21 protein-coding genes and 1 other RNA gene are annotated in these 24,846 nt (G+C 63.9%); 2 read left to right on the top strand and 20 right to left on the bottom strand.

Annotated elements, in window-relative coordinates; translation table 11 throughout:
- Positions 1–33 precede the first annotated feature (33 nt).
- Both secA and KUV81_RS08400 read right to left on the bottom strand, forming a co-directional pair.
- Positions 34–2,757 (bottom strand): preprotein translocase subunit SecA, encoded by a 2,724-nt coding sequence (gene secA / locus KUV81_RS08405; RefSeq protein ID WP_222543420.1) that lies wholly within the window; start codon positions 2,755–2,757, stop codon positions 34–36.
- A gap of 74 nt (positions 2,758–2,831) precedes the next feature.
- Entirely contained in the window at positions 2,832–3,737 is a 906-nt protein-coding gene (locus tag KUV81_RS08400) for a M23 family metallopeptidase (RefSeq protein WP_222544226.1), read from the bottom strand.
- Between the two features lie 29 nt (positions 3,738–3,766).
- Here KUV81_RS08400 and KUV81_RS08395 point away from each other — a divergent pair, with 29 nt between their 5' ends.
- Positions 3,767–4,225, top strand: a complete 459-nt coding sequence (locus KUV81_RS08395; protein WP_222543419.1) for a DUF721 domain-containing protein — start codon at positions 3,767–3,769, stop codon at positions 4,223–4,225.
- Here the strand turns inward: KUV81_RS08395 and lpxC are convergent.
- The 16 genes from lpxC to mraZ form a co-directional block, all read right to left on the bottom strand.
- Positions 4,222–5,133, bottom strand: a complete 912-nt coding sequence (gene lpxC / locus KUV81_RS08390; protein ID WP_222543418.1) for a UDP-3-O-acyl-N-acetylglucosamine deacetylase — start codon at positions 5,131–5,133, stop codon at positions 4,222–4,224. The genes KUV81_RS08395 and lpxC overlap by 4 nt on opposite strands.
- A 91-nt stretch (positions 5,134–5,224) precedes the next feature.
- A complete protein-coding gene (gene ftsZ, locus KUV81_RS08385; RefSeq protein WP_222543417.1) occupies positions 5,225–6,457 on the bottom strand; it encodes a cell division protein FtsZ in 1,233 nt (410 codons plus the stop codon).
- A gap of 33 nt (positions 6,458–6,490) precedes the next feature.
- Complete coding sequence (gene ftsA, locus KUV81_RS08380; RefSeq protein ID WP_222543416.1) at positions 6,491–7,726, bottom strand: cell division protein FtsA; 1,236 nt, start codon at positions 7,724–7,726, stop codon at positions 6,491–6,493.
- Positions 7,723–8,463 (bottom strand): cell division protein FtsQ/DivIB, encoded by a 741-nt coding sequence (locus tag KUV81_RS08375; protein ID WP_261389327.1) that lies wholly within the window; start codon positions 8,461–8,463, stop codon positions 7,723–7,725. The genes ftsA and KUV81_RS08375 overlap by 4 nt, the downstream gene beginning before the upstream one ends.
- 17 nt (positions 8,464–8,480) lie before the next feature.
- A complete protein-coding gene (locus KUV81_RS08370; protein ID WP_222543414.1) occupies positions 8,481–9,401 on the bottom strand; it encodes a D-alanine--D-alanine ligase in 921 nt (306 codons plus the stop codon).
- Positions 9,394–10,854 carry a UDP-N-acetylmuramate--L-alanine ligase gene (murC, locus tag KUV81_RS08365; protein ID WP_222543413.1) on the bottom strand — a complete coding sequence of 487 codons (1,461 nt, stop codon included), beginning with the start codon at positions 10,852–10,854 and terminating at the stop codon, positions 9,394–9,396. Before murC ends, KUV81_RS08370 begins: the two co-directional genes overlap by 8 nt.
- Positions 10,847–11,950, bottom strand: coding sequence for an undecaprenyldiphospho-muramoylpentapeptide beta-N-acetylglucosaminyltransferase (gene murG, locus KUV81_RS08360; protein ID WP_222543412.1), 1,104 nt, complete (start codon positions 11,948–11,950; stop codon positions 10,847–10,849). Before murG ends, murC begins: the two co-directional genes overlap by 8 nt.
- A complete protein-coding gene (gene ftsW / locus KUV81_RS08355; protein WP_409995563.1) occupies positions 11,937–13,166 on the bottom strand; it encodes a cell division protein FtsW in 1,230 nt (409 codons plus the stop codon). The genes murG and ftsW overlap by 14 nt, the downstream gene beginning before the upstream one ends.
- A complete protein-coding gene (gene murD / locus KUV81_RS08350) occupies positions 13,163–14,464 on the bottom strand; it encodes a UDP-N-acetylmuramoyl-L-alanine--D-glutamate ligase (protein WP_222543411.1) in 1,302 nt (433 codons plus the stop codon). Before murD ends, ftsW begins: the two co-directional genes overlap by 4 nt.
- Positions 14,464–15,543 (bottom strand): phospho-N-acetylmuramoyl-pentapeptide-transferase, encoded by a 1,080-nt coding sequence (mraY, locus tag KUV81_RS08345; RefSeq protein WP_222543410.1) that lies wholly within the window; start codon positions 15,541–15,543, stop codon positions 14,464–14,466. The genes murD and mraY overlap by 1 nt, the downstream gene beginning before the upstream one ends.
- Positions 15,544–16,911 carry a UDP-N-acetylmuramoyl-tripeptide--D-alanyl-D-alanine ligase gene (gene murF / locus KUV81_RS08340; protein WP_222543409.1) on the bottom strand — a complete coding sequence of 456 codons (1,368 nt, stop codon included), beginning with the start codon at positions 16,909–16,911 and terminating at the stop codon, positions 15,544–15,546.
- Complete coding sequence (gene murE / locus KUV81_RS08335; RefSeq protein WP_222543408.1) at positions 16,908–18,371, bottom strand: UDP-N-acetylmuramoyl-L-alanyl-D-glutamate--2,6-diaminopimelate ligase; 1,464 nt, start codon at positions 18,369–18,371, stop codon at positions 16,908–16,910. Before murE ends, murF begins: the two co-directional genes overlap by 4 nt.
- Positions 18,355–20,142 (bottom strand): peptidoglycan D,D-transpeptidase FtsI family protein, encoded by a 1,788-nt coding sequence (locus KUV81_RS08330; protein ID WP_222543407.1) that lies wholly within the window; start codon positions 20,140–20,142, stop codon positions 18,355–18,357. The genes murE and KUV81_RS08330 overlap by 17 nt, the downstream gene beginning before the upstream one ends.
- Complete coding sequence (ftsL, locus tag KUV81_RS08325) at positions 20,139–20,444, bottom strand: cell division protein FtsL (protein ID WP_222543406.1); 306 nt, start codon at positions 20,442–20,444, stop codon at positions 20,139–20,141. Before ftsL ends, KUV81_RS08330 begins: the two co-directional genes overlap by 4 nt.
- A 7-nt stretch (positions 20,445–20,451) precedes the next feature.
- Complete coding sequence (gene rsmH / locus KUV81_RS08320) at positions 20,452–21,399, bottom strand: 16S rRNA (cytosine(1402)-N(4))-methyltransferase RsmH (RefSeq protein WP_222543405.1); 948 nt, start codon at positions 21,397–21,399, stop codon at positions 20,452–20,454.
- A complete protein-coding gene (gene mraZ, locus KUV81_RS08315; RefSeq protein ID WP_222543404.1) occupies positions 21,399–21,857 on the bottom strand; it encodes a division/cell wall cluster transcriptional repressor MraZ in 459 nt (152 codons plus the stop codon). The genes rsmH and mraZ overlap by 1 nt, the downstream gene beginning before the upstream one ends.
- Before the next feature lie 443 nt (positions 21,858–22,300).
- Between mraZ and KUV81_RS08310 the strand changes: the two genes are divergently transcribed.
- Positions 22,301–23,287 carry a hypothetical protein gene (locus KUV81_RS08310; protein WP_222543403.1) on the top strand — a complete coding sequence of 329 codons (987 nt, stop codon included), beginning with the start codon at positions 22,301–22,303 and terminating at the stop codon, positions 23,285–23,287.
- Between the two features lie 264 nt (positions 23,288–23,551).
- On the opposite strand, the gene rnpB is transcribed toward KUV81_RS08310, so the two are convergent.
- An RNA gene (gene rnpB, locus KUV81_RS08305) (RNase P RNA component class A) lies at positions 23,552–23,946 on the bottom strand.
- 32 nt (positions 23,947–23,978) lie between these two features.
- Entirely contained in the window at positions 23,979–24,818 is an 840-nt protein-coding gene (gene rsmI, locus KUV81_RS08300; protein WP_222543402.1) for a 16S rRNA (cytidine(1402)-2'-O)-methyltransferase, read from the bottom strand.
- Positions 24,819–24,846 lie beyond the last annotated feature (28 nt).

Here is a 24,846-nt window from a genome sequence, read left to right as displayed (position 1 = left end):
CGGCCCGAGGCCGCCCTTGTTAACCTGCCCGGCTCAGCTCAGCTTGCCGTGGCACTGCTTGTACTTCTTGCCGGAACCGCAAGGACAGGGGTCGTTGCGCCCCACCTTGGGTCCCTGGCGCTGGGGCGCAGCTGGTGCCTGGCCGCCCTCTTCTCCCATGCCCTGAGACTGGGCATGTTGGAAGTTGCGCATCCGGGCCAGCTGCTCCTCCTGCTCGCGACGCTTGGCTTCCATCTCATCCACATCGGCCTGGGCCTGAACCTGGACTTTGGAGAGGATGCTGATGACGTCGGTTTTCAGGGTTTCCAGCATGTTCTGGAACAGCTCGAAGGATTCGCGCTTGTACTCCTGCTTGGGGTTCTTCTGGGCGTAGCCACGCAGGTGGATCCCCTGACGCAGGTGGTCCATGGCGCCCAGGTGCTCCTTCCAGAGGTTGTCCAGGGTCTGCAGCATGATCGCCTTTTCGAACTGGCGCAGTACCGGCGCCCCGACCTGCCCCTCTTTGGCCTTGTAGGCGTCGTCCCAGGCTTGAACGATGCGATCGCGGAGGGTCTCCTCGTGCAGATCGTCCTCCTCCTCCAGCCACTGGGCAATGGGCAGCTTGAGGTTGAAATCGGATGCCAGACGCTCTTCCAACCCGGGCACGTCCCACATCTCCTCGAGGGACTGCGGCGGGATGTACTGGCCGATGATGTCGCTCAGCACGTCGGCGCGCACCACTTCGATGGTGTCGTGGATGTCCCCGGCGTCCATCAACTCGTTACGCTGGGCGTACACCACCTGACGCTGGTCGTTGGCCACGTCATCGTACTCAAGAAGCTGCTTACGGATGTCGAAGTTACGGGCTTCCACCTTGCGCTGGGCGTTCTCGATGGCGCGGTTCACCCAGGGGTGCTCGATCGCTTCGCCGCGCTCCATGCCCAGCTTCTTCATCATGCCGGAGACGCGATCCGAGGCGAAGATCCGCATCAGGGTGTCTTCCATGGAGAGGTAGAAGCGGGAGGAACCCGCATCCCCCTGACGGCCGGAACGGCCCCGCAGCTGGTTGTCGATACGGCGAGACTCGTGACGCTCGGTGGAGATGATGTGCAGACCGCCCGCTTCCAGTACCTCGTCGTGACGCACCTGCCAGTCGGTTTTGATCTTGGCGATCTTATCTTCGCTGGCGTTCTCACCCAGCTTATCGATCTCCATCTGCCAGCTGCCACCGAGCACGATGTCGGTGCCTCGACCGGCCATGTTGGTGGCGATGGTCACGGCGCCGGAGCGACCCGCCTGGGCCACGATCTCGGCCTCTTGCTCGTGGAACTTGGCGTTTAGGACGTTGTGCTTGATCTTTTCCTTGCGCAGCAGACCGGACAGGTACTCGGAGGACTCGATGGAGATGGTGCCCACCAGTACCGGTTGACCCCGCTCCATGCAGTCGCGAATGTCGTTGATGATCGCCTCGTACTTCTCCTCGGCGGTGAGGTAGACCAGATCCGCCATGTCCTTGCGGATCATCGGCTTGTTGGTGGGGATCACCACGGTATCCAGGCCGTAGATGCTTTGGAATTCGAACGCTTCGGTATCCGCCGTACCGGTCATGCCGGCCAGTTTCTCGTACATCCGGAAGTAGTTCTGGAAGGTGATGGAAGCCAGAGTCTGGTTCTCGTTCTGGATCCGCTGCCCCTCCTTGGCTTCCACCGCCTGGTGCAAACCGTCGGACCAGCGACGCCCCGGCATGGTACGGCCGGTGTGCTCATCCACGATCACCACCTCGCCCTCGTCGTTGACGATGTAATCCACGTCCCGCTCAAACAGGGTATGAGCCCGCAGGGCGGCGTTAACGTGGTGCAGCAGGGAGATGTTGGCGGCGCTGTAGAGGGAGTCACCTTCCTTCAGCAGGCCAGTCTCAATCAGCAGCTGTTCCACCTTCTCCTGGCCACGCTCGGTCATGTTGACCTGTTTGGCCTTCTCGTCGACTGTGAAATCGCCATCGCCGGTAAACTCTTCGCTGTCCTCCTTCTCCTGGCGCACCAGTTTGGGGATCAGGGTGTTCACCTGGGTGTAGAGGGCGGAGCTGTCTTCGGCGGCACCGGAGATGATGAGCGGCGTCCGGGCTTCGTCGATCAGGATGGAGTCCACCTCATCCACCACGGCGTAGTGCAGTTCACGCTGCACCCGCTCCGGGGCGGAGAAGGCCATGTTGTCCCGCAGGTAGTCGAAGCCGAACTCATTGTTGGTGCCGTAGGTGATGTCGGCGGCGTAGGCGGCCTGCTTGTCGGCGTGAGAAAGACCAGGGACGTTGATCCCAACGGTCATGCCCAGGAATTCGAACAGGGGGCGGTTCCACTCGGCGTCACGGCGGGCCAGGTAGTCGTTCACGGTGATGACGTGCACCCCATTGCCGGTCAGGGCATTGAGGTAGGCCGGCAGGGTGGCGGTCAGGGTCTTACCTTCACCGGTACGCATCTCGGCGATGCGGCCGGACTGCAGCACCATGCCACCGACCATCTGCACATCGAAGTGGCGCATGCCAAACACCCGCTTTGAGGCCTCGCGCACGGTGGCAAAGGCCTCCGGCAGCACCGCGTCCAGCTTGTCGCCGTCGGCAATGCGCTGCTTAAACTCCTCGGTTTTCTGCTTTAACTGATCGTCGCTCAGCGCTTCCCAGTCCGCTTCCAATGCGTTGATTTGGGCAACCACCTTTTGCAGCTGCTTGAGAGTACGTTCGTTCTTGCTACCAAAAACCTTGGTCAGGAGTTTTCCAAACATCGCCTTACGTCGCTACTTTACGGCAGGCGCCGGCTTTCGCCGGCGCCCGATAATTAACATTGCATGGAGCCCCGCTAACTTCTGGGCTTGCGGTACACGTACCGCGCAGGGTCCACCTGTTGATCGTTGAGCATTACTTCGTAATGCACATGGGGGCCAGTAGAACGTCCGGTACTGCCGATCAGCGCTACTGTGTCCCCTTTGGCCACGACCTGGCCCAACTCCACCAGATTTTCTTTATTGTGACCATAACGGGTCTTGATGCCGTTACCGTGATCAATTTCCACCAAATTGCCATATCCGAACATGGTGCCGGAGTAGGATACCACTCCTGCCCCCGTGGCGATCACTTCTCCCCCTTCCGGACCGGCAAAATCCAATCCGCGGTGGAGCGTCCGGCGTCCATTAAATGGATCATTGCGGTATCCAAAGGAGGACGACTGCCAGCCTTTGAGCAGTGGGCGACCGGACAAGTAACTGTCGTTGTCTATATGGTGGTGACGTTCCAGGGTTTCAAGTAGGGCAAGCTGATTATCTGAGCGCTCGAGGCGCAGCAGCATTTGATCCATCTGTTCGAGCAGCAAACCCAGTTCAACCCCCTGTTCAGAGGGCACATTGCCACCACCCAAACCAACTTCACTTTGAAAATCGAACTGATCCGCCAATTCGACCCGATCGGCCACCGCCATGCCCACGGATTCGATCCGGTTCATTCTCGCCTGCATCCGCCCCAATCGGGCGGCCAGCAGGGAGAGCTGGGCTTCGGTCTGCTCACGCAGGGCGCTGATCTCATTCTGATGTTGAGCCGTGGAAGCGGACGCGACCGCCAGCTGCCCCTCCACCTGGGAGGCGTCGCTCTTCGCCTGCCACCACAGGGTGAGGCCGGCACAAACAACAACGGCCGGAAGCAGCATCCATCGCTTGCCCGGCTCATAACGGCGTACGCCGTGCTTTCCACGGATAAAGACTGTTACACTCATGGTGTTCTTACATTGGTTCCAATCCATTGATGAAATCCAAGCCCCAAGATCTGGCTGATCTGGTCGGCCATCGATTCGCCCAAATCCAGGACAAATCCGGTGCCTTGGCTCAGCTGCATCAACATCTGATGCCCCTAATCGACCCGGCAGCACGCCCGCACTGCGCCATCGCCAACCTGCGCGGCGGCGTGGTGGTGATCGGCGTGAGTTCCGCTGCCTGGGCCACCCGACTGCAATACCAGCGTCTCGAGTTGCTGTCAGAACTGAGGAGCAAAGGGTTTCCCATGCTCACCAGTATCGAATTCAAAGTCAACCCGCAGCTGTCACGGCTTGAGCAACAAAAACCGACCAATTCCAATCGGTTAAGTCCCCAAGCTGGTGAGCACTTACAACAACTGGCAAAGGATATAGGCGGCGAATTGGGGGAAAAGCTGAAACGACTGGCCGCCCATGCAGGGCGGCCAGAAAATGCGAAGCGAAGAGGTTAAGCGGTGGCGGGCACCAGGTAGTCCATGGGGACTTCCTGGGCCTGGTCGAAGCTGACCAGCTCCCAAGCGGACGCGTCGGCCAGCACGGCACGAACCATCTGGTTATTGAGCGCATGGCCAGATTTGTGGGCCCGAAACTCCCCCAGAATGGCATGGCCGGCCAGGTAGAGGTCGCCCACGGCATCCAGGATCTTGTGCTTCACAAACTCGTCCTTATCCCGCAGCCCATCGGGGTTCAGGATGCGGAACTCGTCCAGCACGATGGCGTTTTCCATGCTGCCGCCAAGCGCCAGGTTGTTAGCACGCAGAAACTCGATGTCCTTCATAAAGCCGAAGGTACGAGCGCGGCTGATCTTGCGGCTGAAAGCCCCGGCGGAGAAATCCAGGGTCATGCGCTGCGCGCTGCGGCTGATCTCGGGGTGCTGGAAGTCGATGGAGAAATCCAGCTTGAAGCCGTGGTAGGGGCGGAACTCGGCCCATTTGTCACCATCTTCCACGCGCACGGTCTTGCGGATCCGCAGATACTGTTTGGACGCAGACTGCTCCGCGATACCGGCGCTTTGCAGCAGGAAGACAAAGGGACTGGCACTGCCGTCCATGATCGGGATCTCGGGGGCATCCACCTCGATGTAGGCGTTGTCCACCCCCAGTCCCGCCAGGGCGGAGAGCAGGTGCTCGACGGTCGCCACCTTGACGCCCTGCTCGTTAACCAAGCCGGTGCACAGGGTGGTTTCACGAACCAGATCAGCGCGCGCGGCGATCTCCACCACGGGATCCAGGTCGACACGACGGAACACGATACCCGTGTTGACCGGTGCCGGCTTGATCCCCAGTGTGACCTTGTTGCCGGAGTGCAATCCCACTCCCGCCGCTTGGATCGGGCGCTGTAGCGTTCGCTGTTTACTCATCTAGCTCACTGCTCCTCTCAATCAGGGGCGCAATCCTATCACAAATTGACCACATCACCAAAGTCTGGACGGGCCAGTCAGATCGATTGGTTTAATCGGCCTGACGACGCAGGAATGCCGGGATATCCAGGTAATCCTTCTCTTGACTCTCTTTGGGCTGCTTTGCCGCCGCCACATTCCCCTGGCCCGCGGCCGGAGTACGAGCCGGCTCGCTCGGCTCGCCCATGGCGGGGGTGGAATCGACGATGGGACGGCCCATAGTCGGTGCACTCGGCACCGCCGGCTCGGCAGCGTAGCTCTCGCGAGTCGGCTCGGGTTGCTTAGGTTTAGCGACCGTATTGGAGACCAACTGAATGTCCGGTTTCTTCTCGGCGCCAATGCCGGTGGCCACCACAGTCACCCGCAGCTCATCGCTCATCTCGGGATCGATCACCGCACCCACCACCACGGTGGCGTTTTCGGAGGCGTAGGCCTTGACGTGGTTGCCCACGGTCTCGAACTCTTCGATGCTGATGTCGAGGCCGGCGGTGATGTTCACCAGTACGCCGCGGGCGCCGGACAGATCGATGTCCTCCAGCAGCGGGCTGGCCACGGCCGCTTCCGCCGCCTCTTCAGCCCGGTCCTCGCCGCGAGCGACGCCGGTGCCCATCATGGCGTTGCCCATCTCGGACATCACGGTCTTCACGTCGGCAAAGTCGACGTTGATGAGGCCGGGACGGGTGATCAGCTCAGCAATACCCTGAACCGCGCCCAGCAGCACATTGTTGGCAGCCTTGAAGGCGTCCAGCAGGCTGGTGCGGCCACCCAGGACCTTCAGCAGCTTGTCGTTGGGCACGGTGATCAGGGAGTCGACCTGCTTGGACAGCTGTTCGATGCCCTGATCGGCAAAAGTGGAGCGCTTCTTACCTTCGAAGGTGAACGGCTTGGTCACCACGGCCACGGTGAGGATCCCCTCCTCCTTGGCCACCTCGGCCACGACCGGGGCCGCACCGGTGCCGGTGCCCCCGCCCATGCCGGCGGCGATGAACACCATGTCGGAGCCGGCGATGGCCGCGCGGATGGTTTCCCGGTCTTCCATGGCGGCTTCCCGGCCCACTTCGGGGTTGGCGCCCGCACCCAGCCCCTTGGTGACGTTCTTGCCCAGTTGGATGGTGGTGTTGGCAGAGGACTTGCGCAACGCCTGGGAATCGGTGTTGGCGCAGATGAACTCTACCCCTTCGATGGTCTGCTCCACCATGTGCTCGACGGCGTTACCGCCGCCACCACCGACGCCGATGACCTTGATGACCGCGTCATCACTGTGACTATCCACAATCTCGAACATGCTCTTATCTCCGTTCAGCCCGCGTCCAATTCGTTAAAACTCGCCTTTGAACCAGCTCTGCATCCTGCCCAGCAGCTGGCCCAATCCATTTTGCGGTGCCCGTTCCTGGGTCTTGTCCATCAGTTGCTGGGCACCGTAGTGCAGGAGCCCCACCGCCGTGGCGTAGCTGGGCTCCCGGATGTAATCGTTCAGCCCTTTGAGGGGCTGGGGTTGGGCCAGGCGCACCGGCATGCCAAAACACGCCTCCGCCACGGTCTCCGCCCCTTCTATCTGTGCCGTGCCGCCGGTCAGCACCACACCCGCCGCCACCTGGTCCTCCAGGCCACTGGAGCGCAGGGCATCGGCCACCAGCTCGAACAGCTCCTGGTAACGCGGCTCCACCACCTCCGCCAGGGTCTGGCGAGACATGGTGCGCGCGGGGCGACCGCCCACGGAGGGCACCTCGATGCTCTCCTCCTGGCTCACTAGGCCACTCTGTGCGCTGGCGTACTGCACCTTGATCTGCTCGGCGTGGCTCAGGGGGGTGCGGAAAATCTTGGCGATGTCGTTGGTGACCTGGTTGCCCGCCACCGGGATCACCCGGCAGTGGCGCAGTGCACCCCCAGCGTAGATCGCGATGTCGGTGGTGCCGGCGCCGATGTCCACCAGGCAGACGCCCAGATCTTTCTCATCTTCGGTCAGCACCGCTTCGGCGGAGGCGATGCCGGAGAAGACCAGGTCGTCCACGTGGATGCCGCAGCGCTCAACGCACTTGGTGATGTTGCGCGCCCAATCCGAGGCGCAGGTCACCATGTGCACGTCCGCTTCCATCCGCATGCCGGACATCCCCACCGGGCTGCGGATCCCCTCCAGCTCATCGATGGTGAACTCCTGGGGCAGCACATGCAGAATGCGCCGCTCGGTGGGGATCTTCACCGACTGGGCGGTGTGGATGACGTGTTCCACGTCCTCCTGCAGCACCTCGGCGCCGTCGATGGAGACCATGCCCTTTTCGTTCTGGCAGCTGATGTGGTGGCCTGAGATGCTCAGGTAGACCGACGCCACCTCGCACTGCGCCATGCTCTCCGCCTGGGTCAGGGCCAGGCGGACGCTGCGGACTACGGAATCAAGATCGTTGACCCCGCCCTTGTCCATGCCGCGGGACAATTGGCTGCCGATGCCGATCACGCTGATCTCGCCGTCCGGCAGCACCTCACCGATCACTGCGGTGACCTGGGCGGTGCCGATATCCAGTCCAACGACCAAACCCGTCTCTGTGCTCGTGGTCATCCCTTCTGCTTCTCTTGCTCTTGTTGCTGCCAACGCACGGCCAATCCCGTGTCGTATCGTAAATCCACGCGCTGAGGCACTCGCCCTTCGCGCTGCAGCTCCGGCCAGACGTCGATAAAACGCTGCACCCGAGCCAGGGTATCCTTGCGGCCCAGCTCCAACTCGATGCCGTTGTCCAGCACCAATAGCCAGGCGTGTCGGGCACTGAGACTCAAAGAGTGCCCTGTATGCCCATTTAAAGCCAGCAGCTCAGCCAGTTGCTGCCACATTTGCCACACCTTTTCGCTGCTGCCCTGGGGCCCTGCCAGTTGGGGCAGGGGGGCCAGGCCAGCGCGCTCCGGCGCGGAAAACGCCTCCGCCCGCTCGTTGAGCCACTGCCCCTGGGCCCAGTGGGCCACCGGTTGCTGCTCCACCAGGAACACCCGCAGCCGGTTGGGCCACTCCCGCCGGACCGTCACCCGGTCAACCCAGGGCAGTTCGGTCAGGGCATCCCGGATCTGGGCCACGTCGGCGGTGAACAGGCTCCAGTGCTCCAGACTTTCCAGTGCATCGCGCACTTCACTGTCATCGGTGTACTGCCGCTCGCCGATCAGCGCCACTTCTTCAATGGGCAGGTCATCGGCACTGGTGGCGAAGGCTTTCAGCCAGACACCGCCCTGGACCAGTCCCACAAGCACCATGGCCAGAAACAGCAGGCCAAGCCACAGGCCCCACCGGATCTCTTGCCATCGTGCCATTGCCATCGCCCTCTCCTTTAGCGCGCGTCCGCCAGGATCCGCGTCACCAGGGTGTCAAAATCGATGCCCAGCGCCGCGGCGGCCTTGGGCACCAGGCTGGTTTCGGTCATCCCGGGCACCGTGTTGACTTCCAGCAGTTGCCAGCGGCCATCGGCGTCACGCATGACATCCACCCGGCCCCAGCCACTGGCCCCCACCGCCTTAAAGGCACGGACCGCCAGGGCGCGCAGGGCCTGCTCGTCGTCGTCACTCAGTCCCGCCGGGCAGTGATACTGGGTGGTGTTGCTCTGGTACTTGGCCTGGTAGTCGTAGAAGACGTTGGGCGTTTCCATGTGGATCGCCGGCAGGGCCTCTTCGCCGAGCACTGCCACCGTGTACTCGGGACCGTGGATCCAGGCCTCCACCAGAACGGTGCTGTCGTAGACCAGCGCCGCCTCGATCGCCTGCGCCAGTTCCGCCTCGGTGTTGGCCTTGGCCATGCCGATGGAGGAGCCTTCATTGGCCGGTTTCACCATCACCGGCGAGCCCAAGCGGGCCATTATAGCCTCGGCTTTGTCGCGACTAAATGACTCTTTTTCAACTACTTCAAAATCCGCAGTGGGCAGACCGACGCCGGCCCAAAGCCACTTGGTGCGCACCTTATCCATCGCCAGGGCACAGCCCAGGGATCGGGAGCCGGTAAAGGGGATCCCCATCAGCTCCAGCGCCCCCTGCAGGGTGCCATCCTCACCGCCCCGCCCGTGCAACACCACGAAGGCGCGGTCATAATCGACCAGATCGGTCAGGGGCCGCTCTTTGGGGTCGAAAGCGTGGGCATCCACTCCTTCGCGCTGCAGCCCGGCCAAGACCGCGCTGCCGCTGTTGAGCGAGACCGCCCGCTCTGCGCTGGTGCCGCCAAACAGCACCGCTACCTTGTCCCGCTTGGTCGCCTCAGTCACCGCTGCGCTCCTGTTTCATCTTCTCCACCGACAGGCCCATCTGGGCCAGCTCCCGGGCCAGGGCCCCGATGTTGCCCGCCCCCTGGGTCAGTACCACATCGCCATCCTGCAGTTGCTCCGCCAGCAGTGCTGGCAGCCCTTCCGGGCCGGGCACGTAGACCGGATCGATGCCGCGCTGACGGATGGAACGGCTCAGCGCTCGGCTGTCGGCCCCGGGGATTGGGTCTTCACCGGCGCTGTAGACCTCCATCAGCAGCAAACAGTCCACCTCCGACAGCACCGCGCAGAAATCGTCGTACAGATCGCGGGTGCGGCTGTAACGGTGGGGCTGGTAAACCATCACCAAACGGCGCTCGGGCCAGCTGGCCCGGGCGGCCTTAATGGTGACTGCCACCTCACTGGGGTGGTGTCCGTAATCGTCCACCAAGAGCACCTTGCCGGCGCCGGTATCGAATTCGCCGTATTGCTGGAAGCGCCGGCCGATGCCCGCAAAGCCATCCAGTGCGCGGATCATCGCCTCGTCGTCGACGCCCTCCTCCATCGCCACGGCGATGGCCGCCAGGGCGTTTTGCACATTGTGCCGGCCCGGCAGATTGAGGGTCAGGGCCAGAGGCTCGCGGTCCGGACGGTGCAGAGTAAACTGGCTTCGGGTGCCCACCTGGACAAAATCCTCGGCCCGGATGTCCGCCTCGGGGGCAAACCCATAGGTGACGATGCGCCGGCCGACGCGCGGCAGGATTGCCAGCACTCCCGGATCGTCGATGCACATCACCGCGGTGCCGTAAAACGGCAGGTTGTGGAGGAAATCCACGAAGGTGTCGTGCAGCTTGTTGAGGTCGCCGCCGTAGGTGTCCATATGGTCCGGCTCGACGTTGGTCACCACCGCCACCATCGGCTGCAGATGCAGAAAACTGGCGTCGGACTCGTCCGCTTCCGCCACCAGGTAGCGCCCCAGTCCCAGCTGGGCATTGGTGCCGGCGCTGTTGAGCTTGCCACCAATGACGAAGGTCGGATCCAGCCCCCCCTCGCCAAAGAGGCTGGCGGTGAGGCTGGTGGTGGTGGTTTTGCCGTGGGTGCCCGCCACCGCGATGCCATGTCGGAAGCGCATCAGCTCCGCCAGCATCTCGGCCCGGCGCACCACCGGGATTCGTCGTTCGCGGGCGGCCCGGATCTCCGGGTTCTCCTCTCGGATGGCGGTGGAGACCACCACCACGTCCGCGTCAGCCACCCATTCGGCGCTGTGGCCGATGTGGACGGTCGCGCCGGCCTGAACCAGGCGCTCTGTCACCGGGTTCTGTGCGATGTCGGAGCCGCTGACCTGGTACCCCTCGTTGGCCAGGACCTCGGCGATCCCGCCCATGCCGGCACCGCCGATGCCGACAAAATGAATGCGTTTAACGCGCCCCATCCCCGGACGGGGGCTGCTGGCGGCAGAGACTCGTACTTCACTCATCGTGTTCTCTCCGGGCCAATTGTTCACAGATCCCCGCCACCCGGTCGGTGGCGTCCAGGACTGCACTGTCACGAGCCGCCTGGGCCATGGCCTGCAGACGCTCCGGTTGTTCTGCCAAGCCGAGCAGCTGCTCGGCCAGCCCTTCGGCGGTCAGTTGGGACTGCGGCATCAGCACCGCCGCCCCCGCCTGCACCAGGGCCTCGGCGTTCTTGGTCTGGTGATCGTCCACCGCGTGGGGAAAGGGCACCAGCAGTGCCGGCCGACCGGTGGCCGCCAACTCCGCCACGGTCAGGGCGCCGGCCCGGCAGATCACCAGATCCGCCCAGGCGTATGCCGCGGCCATGTCGTCGATGAACTCCGCCACCTGGGCCCCCACACCGGGTGCCTGTTCGCGCCAGTGCTGCTCCACTTCGGTTCGGTTGCCACGGCCCACCTGGTGCCAGACGGTCACCGCTGCCTGATCCGACAGCTGCCCCACCGCCTGGGGCACCAACTCATTAAGCACGCGGGCACCCAGGCTGCCCCCCACCACCAGCACCTTGAGCGGTCCGTCGGGGGCCACAGGCTCACTGGCGCCGATGGCCAGCAGCTCATCCCGTACCGGGTTGCCCACCCGTTCGCTGTCCGGCAGCACCGCATCGAAAGCCACCAGCACCCGGCGGGCAAAGCGAGCCAGGATCTTGTTGGTGGCGCCGGCCACGGCGTTTTGCTCATGCAGCACCAGCGGGGTGCGACGCAGCCAGGCGGCGATCCCGCCTGGGCCGGAAGCGTAGCCGCCCATCCCCAGCACCACATCGGGCTTAAACTCGGCCTGAATGGCACGGGCCTGGCCGATCGCCTTTAAGATCTGGAAGGGGGCCTTGAGCTTGCGCACCAGACCATTGCCCCGCACCCCCTTGATGTCGATAAAGCGGATGGCAAAGCCGTGCTGGGGCACCAGTCGGGCCTCCATCCGTTCGGCGGTGCCCAACCAGAGCACCTCCCACCCCTGCTGGCGCAAGCGACGCGCCACCGCCAGGGCGGGGAAAACGTGACCGCCGGTGCCCCCGGCCATCACCAATAACCGCGGGGCGGTCGAGGCATCAGACTGACTCATTGGCCACCTCCGTCGTTGTTGTTGCGGGCTGGGTCTGTGCGACCCGCCGCTCGTGATCGATCCGCAGCAACATGGCCGAAGCCGCGGTCATCACCCATAAACTGCTGCCACCGTAGGAAACCAGTGGCAATGTCAGTCCCTTGGTGGGCAGCACGCCCACACTGGCACCGACGTTCACCGCGGTCTGGAAGCTGAACCAGATCCCGATGCCGTACGCCAGGTAGCCGGCAAAGGCCTGCTCCTGCTTGAGGGCCAGGTGGCCAATCCACAGGGCACGCATCGCCAGACAGAGCAGCAGGGCCAGGACGGTTACAACGCCGATAAAGCCAAGCTCCTCCCCCAGCACCGCGAAAATAAAGTCGGTATGGGCTTCGGGCAGGTACTCCAGCTTCTGGATGCTGTTGCCCAGCCCCTGGCCCAGCCAGTCACCCCGGCCATACGCCATCAGGGACTGGGTCAGTTGGTAGCCGCTGCCGAAGGGATCCGCCCAGGGGTCCATAAAGCTGATCACCCGCTTCATGCGGTAGGGCTCGAAGATGATGAGGGCCACCACCAGGGCGATGCCACAGAGCACCAGCACCACAAACTCTCCTACCCGGGCCCCGGCCAGGAACAGCATGCCCATCACGGTCACAAACATCACCACCACGGTACCCAAGTCCGGCTGCAGCAGGATAAGGCCCGCGTACACCATCAGCACCAGGATGGGTTTGACGAACCCCTTGGTCTGCTCCCTCAGCTCCTGGTGACGGCGCACCAGGTATCCCGCCAGGAAGACGAACAAGGCCAGCTTGGCCACCTCCGCCACCTGCAGATTCAACGGCCCCAGCGGCAGCCAACGGGTGGCGCCGTTGACGTTGCGCCCCACCAGCAGCACCGCCACCAGCAGCAACAGCGCCGCCAGCATCAACAGCCAGCTCTGGCGGTCCCAGAAGCTCATGGGCACCTGCAGCACCACCACGCCGATCATCAGGGCGGTCAAGAGAAAGCCCACCTGGCGCTTGACGAAAAAGTAGGGGTCGCCGGTGAGTTTTAGCCCCTCGGGCATGGAGGCGGAGGTCACCATCAGCACGCCAAGCACTGACAGGGCGAGGATCAGCACCAGCAGCAGCCGATCATACAGCTGCATTCCCGGTGCCCGGGCGGGGAACAGCCGCGCCCAAAGCGCCGACCAGCGGTCGCTGAACAGGCTCAGTTGCGCCGCCGGGGCCTTCACGACAGCCCCCGAGCGGCGGCGCTGAAGCGATCACCGCGCTGTTCGAAACTGGCAAACATGTCGAGGCTGGAACAGGCCGGTGAGAGCAGCACCATCTGGCCGGGCTTTGCCCGGGCGGCGGCCTCGACCACCGCCTGTTCGATGCTGTCCACCTTGATGGCGTCGGGACGCAGGGCCGCCAAGGCTGATCCGTCTTTACCCAGGGTCAGCAGGCCGGCCAATTGCGTGGCCGCCGGGGCCAGCTCCGTCAGATCCTGTCCCTTTGCATCGCCGCCGGCGATAAGCCAGACCTGATCCAGCGCCAGCCCCTGCAACGCGGCCAGGGTGGCGCCGATGTTGGTGGCCTTGGAATCGTTGACGTAACGCACGCCGGCCACGGTCGCCACCGGCTCGCAGCGATGAGGCAGACCGGTGTAGCTCTCAAGCGCCGCCACCATCTCGCTCATCTCAAGACCCGCGGCTTGCCCCAGGGCCAGTGCCGCCAGGGCATTTTGTTCGTTGTGTCCGCCCACCATCGGCAGTGCCTGGCGGGATAGCAGCTCGGTCTCCCCTTGCACCAGATGGTCACCGCAAAGGCCAAACTGCCCCGCCTCTGGCCGATCCGGGCCGAAGCTGACCACCTTGGCCCCATGGGGCGCCCGGGTGTTGGGATCGGCGCGATTGACCACGCAAGTCGCGCACTGGGGGTAGAGTGCTAGCTTGGCATCCCGGTAGGCCTCAAAGCCGTCATAGCGGTCCAAGTGGTCCGGGCTGACGTTCAGCACGGTGCCGGCCACGGCGCTGAGCGAACGGGTGGTCTCCAGCTGGAAGCTGGACAGCTCCAGGACGTAGAGGTCGTGGCCCTGGCCGAGCAGATCCAGGGCCGGGGTGCCAATGTTGCCCCCCACCCCGACGTTAACCCCGCAGCGACCCGCCAGGTGACCCAGCAGGGTGGTCACCGTGGATTTGCCGTTGGAGCCAGTGATGGCCACCACAGGGGCATCGGCGGCTCGAGCAAAAAGTTCGATGTCGCCCAACACTTCGACCCCAGCGGCGATCGCCTCGGCCAGGGGTGGGGTGCGGCAATCGAGCCCAGGGCTGACCACCAACTGGCGGGCGCGCTTGAGCTCGGCGCCTTCAAAGGGGCCACTGCGCAGCACCACTTCCGGAAAATCCCGAGCCAGTTCGTCGGCCCCCGGGGGTTGGCTCCGGCTGTCCCACACCCCAAACTCGATCCCCTGGCGAGCCAGGTGGCGCACCACGCTGAGGCCGGTAATGCCGAGGCCGAGGATCCAGGTGTGGGGGGCCGGTTGGGTCATCAGCGCACCTTCAGGGTCGCCAGACCCAGCAGAACGAGGCAGAGGGAGATGATCCAGAAACGCACGATGACCCGCGGCTCCGGCCAGCCCTTCAGCTCGTAGTGGTGGTGGATGGGCGCCATGCGGAAAATTCGCTTACGGCGCAGCTTGAAGGAGCCCACCTGAAGGATCACCGACAGGGTCTCCACCACGAACAGGCCGCCCATGATCACCAGGAGGATCTCCTGACGAGTCAACACCGCCAGCGCCCCCAGGGCCGCGCCCAGGGCCAGGGAGCCCACATCGCCCATAAAGACCTGGGCCGGGTAGGTGTTGAACCACAAAAAGCCGAGCCCGGCGCCCACCATGGCGGTGCACACCACCACCAGTTCACCGGCACCCGGCAGGTAGGGGATGTGCAGGTACTGGGCAAAGTTGACGTTGCCGCTGAGGTAAGCCACCAGGGCAAAGGCCGCGGCCACCATGACGGTGGGCACGATGGCCAGCCCGTCGAGACCATCGGTCAAATTCACCGCGTTGGAGCTGCCAACAATAGTGAAGTAGGCCAGGGCGATAAAGAGCAGACCCAGTTGAGGCATCACCTCTTTAAGGAAGGGCACCACCAGCACCTGCTGCTCGGGCGCGGTGACCTGGTAGAGCACCACTGCCACCACCAGAGCCGCCACCGATTGCCAGAAATACTTCCAGCGGGCGATCAGGCCCTTGGGATCTTTGCGGATCACCTTGCGGTAATCGTCGATAAAGCCAATCAGACCAAAGGCCCCCAGCACGAACAGCATGATGAGGACGTAGTGGTTGGAGAGATCCCCCCACAGCAGGGTGGAGACAAAGATCCCTGCCAGGATCATCACCCCGCCCATGGTGGGGGTGCCCCGCTTGCTGAAGTGGGACTCGGGGCCATCGTCCCGCACCACCTGACCGATCTGCAGGCGCTGCAGGTAGGCGATCATGCGCGGGCCGGACCAGAGGCAGAAGGCGAGTGCGGTCAGCAGGCCGACAATGGCCCGAAACGTCAGGTAGGAAAAGACGTTAAATACGCTGTAGTACTGCGTCAGGTACTCCGCCAGGTAAACCAGCATCTATTCGTTTTCCCCTATTTCGTCGCGCAGGGCCTTAGCCACTTTCTCCATGCGGGCACTGCGCGACCCTTTAATCAACACGGTGACCGGGCGGGGCAAAGCCGCCAGCTCGGTCAACAAGGCGGGAAGCAGCTCCGCTTGCTCCCCAAAATGAGTGGCCGCCGAGTGGGTCTCGGCGGCAAAACGGCTTAATGTACCCACTGTCAGCAGCCGGTCAATCTCTTTTTCCTCGGCGTAGCGCCCCACTTCACGATGTTGGGCCTCCGCTTCGTCCCCCAGCTCCCCCATGTCACCAAACACCAGCACCCGGCTGCCGGGGCGTTCGCTCATCAGATCGATGGCGGCGTGGGTGGAGCTGACGTTGGCGTTGTAGCTGTCGTCGATGAGGGTGACCTCATCTTTCAGAGGATAAAACTGGGTGCGACCGGCCACCGTGGGGGCCAGGGCCAGTCCGGTGGCGATAGCCTCGAGCGACACATCCGCTGCGGTGGCCAGGGCCGCGGCGGCCAGGGCATTGTCCACCTGGTGGCGCCCGGGCAGGGGCAAGCGCACCAGGGCCTGGGCTTCACCGCGATGCAGCAGGAAGTGGTAGCAGCCGGAGTGATCCCGGCTGATGGCCGAGGCCCAGAGATCGGCGCTGTCCTGACTGGAGTAGGTCATCCGGTTTTGCTCCCCCAGTTGCTCCAGCAGCCAGGGGGCGCGTTCATCGTCCAGGTTGACGATGGCCACGCCGTCCTCATCCAGGTGCTCGTAGATCTCCGACTTGGCCCGAGCCACTCCCTCGATGCCACCAAAGCCCTCCAGGTGAGCCCCGCGAATGTTGTTGATCAGCGCCGCCTTGGGGGCGACCAGACTGGAGGTGTAGCGGATCTCCCCGGCGTGATTGGCCCCCAGCTCGAGCACGGCGAAGCGGTGCTCCGGCTTGAGCTCCAGCAGGGTCAGCGGCACGCCGATGGTGTTATTCAGGTTGCCCCGAGTCGCCAGGGTGGGGCCCTGTTGGGCCAGGATGGCGGCGGTCATCTCCTTGACCGAGGTCTTACCCACCGAACCGGTAATGGCCAGGCACAGTGGATTGAGGGCATGACGCAGCCAAGCGCCCAGCTGCCCCAGGGCCATCAGGGTATCGGCCACCAGGATCTGCGGCAGCGGGCTGTCCAGCTTGCGACTGACCAGCAATGCTGCGGCGCCGGCCTCGGCGGCCTGATCGGCAAACTCATGACCATCGAATCGCTCGCCTACCAGGGCCACGAAGAGATCGCCTTCGCTCAGCTGCCGGCTGTCGGTGGTGACCCGGGTCACCGTCCTGTCCGCCCCTTCCAGGGTGCCGCCCACCGCCTGGGCCAGAGTTTGCAGAGATACCGGGATCATGCGCCTTGCTCCACCAGTTGGCGCGCCAAGGCGCGCTCGTTGTACTCCAGGCGCTCAGCGCCTATCAGCTGGTAATCTTCGTGCCCCTTGCCCGCCAGCAGGACCATGTCCCCTGGCTGGGCTTCGGCGAAGGCCCGGCGCACCGCCGTCGCCCGATCCTCGATCACCTCCGCCTGGCCACTGAGCCCCGCCTCCATCTGTTGCGCTATGGTGACAAAGGCTTCGCTGCGGGGGTTGTCCGCGGTGATGATCAGATGATCGGCGCCCTGCTCTGCGGCCTGGGCCATCAGCGGACGCTTGCCACTGTCGCGCTCGCCGCCGCAGCCAAACACGCACCAGAGTGCGCCGTCGCAGTGAGGACGCAGGGCAGACAGGGCCTGGCTCAGGGCATCCGGGGTGTGGGCGTAATCCACCACCAGGGTCGGGGTACCCTCACCACCGAAACACTCCATCCGCCCGGCGGCGCTGTGCAGCCCGGGCACCACCGCCAGCAGCCGCTCCAGCGGGAAGCCCATCATCAGCAAGGCTCCCAAGGCGGCCAAAAGGTTGGCCAGATTAAACGCGCCCAGCAGAGGACTGTGCAGCTCACCGACGCCAAAGCTGGAGATCACCCGGGCCGAGACACCCTGGTCGTGGTATTGCGCCGACTCGACGGACAGGAAGGGACCGTCGCAACGGGCCCCCTGGGCGCTGTAGCCCAGAGCCTGAAGTGTTCCGCTCAGCTCCCGGTGCCAGCGAGCGCCGGTTTCGTCGTCCAGGTTAAAGACCCCCAGTTGAAGCCCGGGCAGCTGGAACAGCTGTCGCTTGGCGGCGGCGTAGCTGGCCATGTCACCGTGGTAGTCCAGATGGTCGCGGCTGAGGTTGGTGTAGACCCCCACCTCCAGGGGCAGGGCCGCTACCCGGTCCTGGCTGAGGCCGTGGCTGGAGATTTCCAGAGCCACCGCCTCGGCGCCGAGCTTGGCTTGCCGATCCAGCTCTCGGGCCACGGTGACCGCGTCCGAGGTGGTGTTCAATGACGGGGTGAGATCCCCCCACAGGCCGTTGCCCACGGTGCCCATCACCCCGGCCTGGTGACCCAGGGCGCTGAGCAGTTGGGCGCACAGCTGGCTGACCGTGGTCTTGCCGTTGGTGCCGGTGACCCCAATCAGGCGCGGACGGCTGGCGGCCGGGTAGGCGCGCAGCGCAATGGCGGAGAGGCGGGCTGCAAGGCGGGACAGTCCCACCACCACCACCCCGTCCCGATCCGTCAGGCGTTCGTCGCGGTCCGCCTGGGCCAGCACCGCCACCGCTCCGTTGGCGATGGCGGCGTCAATGAAATCGCGGCCGTCCACACTGTGGCCGGCCACGGCGATAAAGAGATCCCCTGGGCGTACGCGTCGGCTGTCCAGTGCCAACTGATTGAATTGGATCCCTGTTGCAAGCGTCATCCAGGGAGCCAGCAGATCATCGAGTGACGACATCTTCGCTCCCCCATACCGAGGCCAGGGTGCCCGCTGCGGGCGGTCGCTGGCTCGGTTCCACGTTCAAAAGTTGCAAGGCCCCGGCCATCACCTCGGAGAACACCGGGGCGGCCACGGTGCCGCCGTAGTAGGCGTCCCCCTGGGGCTCGTTGATCACCACCGCCATCGCCAGGCGGGGGTTGTCCGCCGGCGCCAGGCCGGCAAAAAGAGTGACGTAATCTTCGCCGTAACCGCCGGCCACGGCCTTACGACTGGTGCCGGTTTTACCGGCCACGGTGTAACCGTCGATGGCCGCGCGGGTGGCGGTGCCGCCCCGTTCGGTCACCCCGGTGAGGATTCGCACCACCTGACGGGCCACTTCCGGGGCAATCACCTGCTCCCCCTGGGGCACCTGGCCCTCTCGCAGCTTGAGGATGGACGCAGGACGCGCCACGCCGTCGCCCCCCAGGATGGCGTAGAGACGGGCCAGTTGCAGGGGCGTGGTGGTCAGGCCATAGCCAAAGGCCAGGGTGGCCCGTTCATGCTCGGACCAGCGACGGCGCTTGGGCACGTTACCCGGTGACTCGCCGTCCAGATTAATGCCGCTGTAGGTGCCCAGGCCAAAATCGGCGTAGAAGGCCAGTACGTCGTCCACCTCCATCTGCAGGGCCATTTTGGCCATGCCGATGTTGGAGGATTTGACCAGCAAGGTGCTGACGTCCTGCTTGCCCAGGTTGCGCCCGTCCCGCACCAGGCCTCCACTGACCCGCATCCAGCCGGGGCTGGTGTCGATGACGCTGTCCGGGGTCACCAGGCCGCGCTCCAGGGCGGCGGCCACCACCAGGGGCTTGACCACGGAGCCGGGCTCATAGGCGTCGGTGATGGCGCGGTTGCGCATCTGGTAGGCCTGGACCCCACTGCGCTGGTTGGGGTTGAAACTTGGGGTGTTGGCCATCGCCAGGATCTCCCCGGTGGGGATGTCGATGATCACCAGCGAGCCCGAGGTGGCCATATGGTACTGGGTGGCTTTCTTCAACGCCCGGTAGGCCAGACTCTGCACCCGCATGTCCAGGCTCAGCACCAGATCGTTGGGGTGCTCGCCCTCCGCCACCACCGAGAGGTTCTCCACCACTTCGCCACCCAGCCCCTTGCGCACCCGGATCTGCTCCGGAGCCCCGGTCAGCCAGTCGTCGTAGTTGCGCTCCAGCCCCTCGATCCCCTTGTCGTCGATGTTGGTCAGGCCAATCAGCTGGCCGGTGGCTTCACCGGCGGGGTAGTAGCGGCGGGACTCGGGCTTGAGCCCGACACCGGGGATGCGCAGCTTGGAGATGTACTCAGCCACCGCCGGGGTGACCTGACGGCGCAGGTAGATGAATCGGCGCGCCGGATCCTCTTTCACCCGGGCCACCAGCTCCGCCTCCTTGAGCTCGAGGATGTCGGCCAGAGCCCGCCAGCGTCGGGGATCGGCAAAGCCATTGCCCTCAAACACCCGTTTGGGATCCGCCCACACCGCTTGCACCGGCACGCTGACCGCCAGCATCTCGCCGTTGCGATCGGTGATCATGCCCCGCTGCACTTCACGGGTCTCCAGGCGCAGGGTGCGCAGATCGCTCTCGTAGCGCAGTCGGTCCGGCGCCACCACCTGGATGTAGGCCGCCCGGGCCACGATGGCGGAGAACACCATCAGGATCGCCACGGTCACCAGCTGCAAGCGCCAGCGAAACGGTACCGGCTTAAGCTTCTGCTTGGCCTGTTTGTTCTTGCTGGCCTTGTTGACCTTGCGCCGCGTCATGGCAGCCTCACCACTTTTTCCTGGGAGGGCTTGGGCCGGTGCATCTGCAGGTCTCGAGTAGCCTTTCGGGCCACCCGGCTGTGCTCGGCCAGGGTTTGCTCCTCCAGCAGCAGATGGCGCCACTGCACGTCCAACTGATCACGCTCCTGCAACAGCTCGTTCCAGCGAGCCGTCAGGTTTCGGGACTCCTGAGCCGACCAGACCACCCCCATGGCGGACGCCAACACGCACAGGGCCAGGGCCACCAACCATTTGTGGTGCCACAGGTCCATGCCGATGATGCGGGCCAGGTTGGTGGTCATGGGGCTCCTAAAGCTTCTCGCCCACCCGCAGTACGGAACTGCGGGCGCGGGTGTTGTCCGACACTTCCAGGTCGGAGGGTTTCAAGGCCTTGCCGACGGTTTTCAGCCGCCGGGTCTGTTTGAGCTGGTCTTCGGTCAGGGGCAAGCCATGGGGGATCGGCTCTCCCTGGCTCTGACGACGCATAAAGCGCTTCACCAGGCGGTCTTCCAAGGAGTGGAAGCTGATCACCGACAAGCGGCCGCCGGGCTTGAGCACCTCAAGGCCGCCGCTGAGGGCCCGCTCGATCTCCTCTAGCTCGCTGTTGATGAAGATGCGGATCGCCTGGAAGCTGCGGGTGGCGGGGTGCTTGCCCTGCTCGCGCTTGTGCTTGGGGGTCATCTGCTCAATCAGCCCCGCCAGGTGGCTGGTGCGGGTCATGGGCTCGCCAGCGGCGATGTGTTCTTTGATCTTGCGGGCGATCGGGCGAGAGAACTTCTCCTCGCCAAAGGTTTTCAGCACCCAGGCGATGTCGTCCGCCTCGGCGCGGGCCAGCCACTCGGCGGCGGTTTCGCCCCGACTGTTGTCCATCCGCATGTCCAGCGGACCGTCGCGCAGGAAGCTGAAGCCTCGCTCGGCGTCATCCAGTTGGGGGGAGGAGACCCCCAGGTCCAGCAGCACACCGTCGATTTGTCCACTGAGACCCAGATCTTCGATGTACTGCGCCAGGCCGGAGAAGGGGCCATGAACAATTTGAAAGCGGGGGTCTTCAGCGGCCAACTGCTCGGCCACGGCCACCGCCTGAGGGTCGCGATCGATGCCGATCAAGCGCCCCTTGGGGCCCAAGCAGGCCAGGATGTGCCGCGAGTGCCCCCCCCGGCCAAAGGTGCCGTCAACGTAGATCCCGTCCGGCTGGAGATTGAGCCCGTCCACCGCTTCATCAAGCAGCACGGTGATGTGTCGGAATGCATCAGACATCAGAGTGAAAATTCCTGCAGCCGGGGGTTGGATAGGAGTTCGGCCTGGCTCACCTGCTGGTGCGCGGCCTCGATCTGGGCCTGCCACTGCGGCTCGGCCCAGAGTTCAAACTTGTTCAGTTGCCCAACCAGCATCACGGACTTGTCCAGTTGGGCGTATTGGCGCAGGGGGGCCGACAGCAACAGGCGGCCGGCCTTATCCATCTCCCCTTCGGTGGCGTAGCCGAGCAGCAGACGTTTGATGGCCCGTTCCGCCGGCTGAGTATCAGACAGGGACATCAACTTCTGCTCCACCCGTTCCCACTCAGGCAGAGGATAGAGCAGAAGACAGGGAGACTGGATGTCGACGGTGCAGATCAGGGCCCCGCCGCAACAGGCGCGCAGGGGGTCACGGTAGCGCGTCGGCACCGTGAGTCGACCCTTGCTGTCCAGCGATATGGCGTTGGCGCCACGAAACATAGCCGCCCTTCCCTGTCGTTACGATCCCGGAAGATCCACAAAAAACCACTTTTTCCCACAACTAAACAAGTTTATGGACAGGGTGCAAATCTTGTCAAGGCGGTGCAGGGGTCGAAAAAGCCCGTCAAACAGCGCTTTTAACGGCATTTTTCCATATGAAGAAAAGCCTTTTTTCGCAACCACAGGAAAAGAAAGAGAAAGATCAAACTTCGCCTCAGACGGCCGGGCCGGGGATCCGACGCTCAAAGGCGAAATTTCTTACCCTAACGAAAGTCGGCTCAACGGCCACTCTCCGTGTCCCGAAATCCGGCCACCGCGCAAAGCGATTCTTTGTTGGTGCGAAGTGGAGGGTTGGCGGATCCCCGCCTAGACTCCCGAGTGCCGGATTTTTCACCGGCCCATTCACGGTATTTTCTGCCTCAGATTCGCATTAGGAGTGATGTATGACGTACTCCAAGATCACCCGCTCGCTGGCGCTGGCCGGCACCGTAGCCCTGATGACTCCCACACTGGCCTTTGCCGGGTTCGCCGATTTCTCCGAAGGCGTCGAAGGTAACCTGGGTACCGCCACCGTCACCGATGCCTCTACCGGCATCATGGCCATGGGCATGTACTACAACGACACCACGGGGATGTGGGAGATGGCCAACCTTTACCGTCGCGATGAAACCGGCGATGAAGGTCTGGGCGTCTGCAACCCCCTTGAAGGGGACACCTGTGATACCGGCGGGGGGGACATCAACGAACTCTCCAACCAGGTGGCACCGGAGTTCATCTACCTCAAACGCCCCGACAACTACAGTTGGGTGGCGGTCTACCTCTCATCTCTGGATGGCAATGGCGGTGAGGGGGAGCCGGAGTCGGGCCAGATCTGGATGGACTCCGATGGGGATCCCAACAACGGTGGCCTGACCCTGCTGGCCGATTTTGTCGGTAGCGACGCCAATGTCGAGCAGATGCTGGACGTGGTCGCGCTGGGTGGCGCTAATGCCCCCTACCTGGTTTTGCGTCCCTACGACACCGTGGGCACCGAAGGGGAGGACGTCAACAACGACTATCTGGTCAAGGCCGCTGAGGTGGCTCGGATCCCCGGTGGCGAAGGCTGCACCCCCGGCTACTGGAAGCAGCCCCACCACTTCGACTCCTGGGTCATGTACAGCCCGGATGACACCTTCTATATGGCCTTCGGCTCCGACATTTTCGGATCCGACAAGACCCTGCTGGAGGTGCTCAAGACCGGCGGTGGTAAAGAGTACGCCATGGGACGCCACGCGGTGGCCGCACTGCTCAATGCCTTAAATGACGACGTCAGCTACAAGTACAGCAAGGACGAGGTGGTCGCAGCGGTGCAAGGCGCCAGCAAGGGCAGCTACAACGATGTGAAGAACGCCTTTGAGCATCAGAACGAGAAGGGTTGCCCACTGAACTGAACCGTGAGGTTCACGGAGGGCCATTAGAAAACCCGCAGCCTCTTTCGACGCTGCGGGTCCCTCGAATGGGTTGGCGCAGGCCGATAAGCCGCCGCTCCTGTATCAGTGGAGTGGACACGCTTTGCTGTCGCCCAAAAAAGGGTCTCTCGAACGGGTTGGCGTTAGTCGATAAGCCGCCACTCCTGTATCCGTGGAGTGAACACATCTAAGCCGTCGGCAAAAGAAAACCCGCAGCCTTTTTCGAAACTGCGGGTTTCTCGAATGGGTTGGAGTTGGCCGATAAGCCGGGTTCTGTCGTGGACAATCATTCCTCTAGGCCTGGGATCGCTCCCAGGCTCCAGCAACCTACCCGCCCCCAACGCGGGCCACGCCAATGGGGGCCTATTTGGTCTTGCTCCGGGTGGAGTTTACCGTGCCGCGAACTGTTGCCAGCCGCGCGGTGCGCTCTTACCGCACCCTTTCACCCTTACCTGTGCCCGGCTTCGAAAAGCGCGGGCCATCGGCGGTCTGCTCTCTGCTGCACTGGTCGTAGGCTCACGCCCCCCAGGTGTTACCTGGCACCCTGCCCTATGGAGCCCGGACTTTCCTCCCCCTCGCCCGTCTGCCCGCACCCGAAGGTACCGGCACAACGACAAGGCAGCGATTGCCTGGCCAACTCCAGGCGGCGGATTATAGCGACTCGATCGGCCGCCTACCAGCCCCGTTCCAGCCCGGCTTTGTAGAGGGCGTTTTTTTTTACGCCGTGGATCTGGGCCGCCAGGGCCGACGCCTTCTTCAGCGGCAGCTCCTGGCACAGCAGTTCTGTGGTGCGCAGCGCCTCGGCAGGCAGGGCGTCCTGAGGGGCCTTATAGGGGGCGATCATCAACACCATCTCGCCACGAGTGCGGTTGTCGTCTTCGGCCAGCCAGGTTCGAAGCTCGGCCGACGGGGCGCCGTGGATGGTTTCGAAACTCTTGGTCAGTTCCCGAGCCAGGACGACCTGGCGTTCGGGCCCCATCACCTCAATCAGCTCCGCCAGAGTGTCCATCACCCGCCGGGGGGACTCGTAGAAGATCAGGGTGCGCGGCTCCTCTTTCAGGGCCGTCAGGGTGTCGATTCGGGCCTTGCTCTTGGCCGGCAAAAACCCCTCGAAGCTGAAGCGATCCGACGGCAGACCCGCGGCACAGAGCGCGGTGGTGGCGGCACAGGGGCCCGGCAGGGGCACCACAACAAACCCGGCCTCGCGCACCTGGGTCACCAGGTGGTAACCGGGATCGGAGATAAGGGGCGTGCCGGCGTCCGAGACCAGGGCGATGCTCTGCCCCTGACCCAGTCGCTGAATGATGGTCTGGGCGCGCTGACGCTCGTTGTGATCGTGCACCGAGAGGGTGGCGGTGCCGATGCCAAAGTGGCTGAGCAGTTTGCCGGTGTGGCGGGTGTCTTCGCAGGCGATCAGATCCACCGCTTCCAGCACGGTCAGGGCCCGGTGGGTGATGTCGGCCAGGTTGCCGATGGGGGTGGGCACGATGTAAAGCGCGGCGGTGTGTGACATGGGCACCTCGAAGCGGCAGTAGCTCGGA

The sequence above is a fragment of the Ferrimonas balearica genome (assembly GCF_019802085.1).
GTDB classification, from domain to species: domain Bacteria; phylum Pseudomonadota; class Gammaproteobacteria; order Enterobacterales; family Shewanellaceae; genus Ferrimonas; species Ferrimonas balearica_B.
This window is presented reverse-complemented; position numbering and strand designations above follow the sequence as displayed.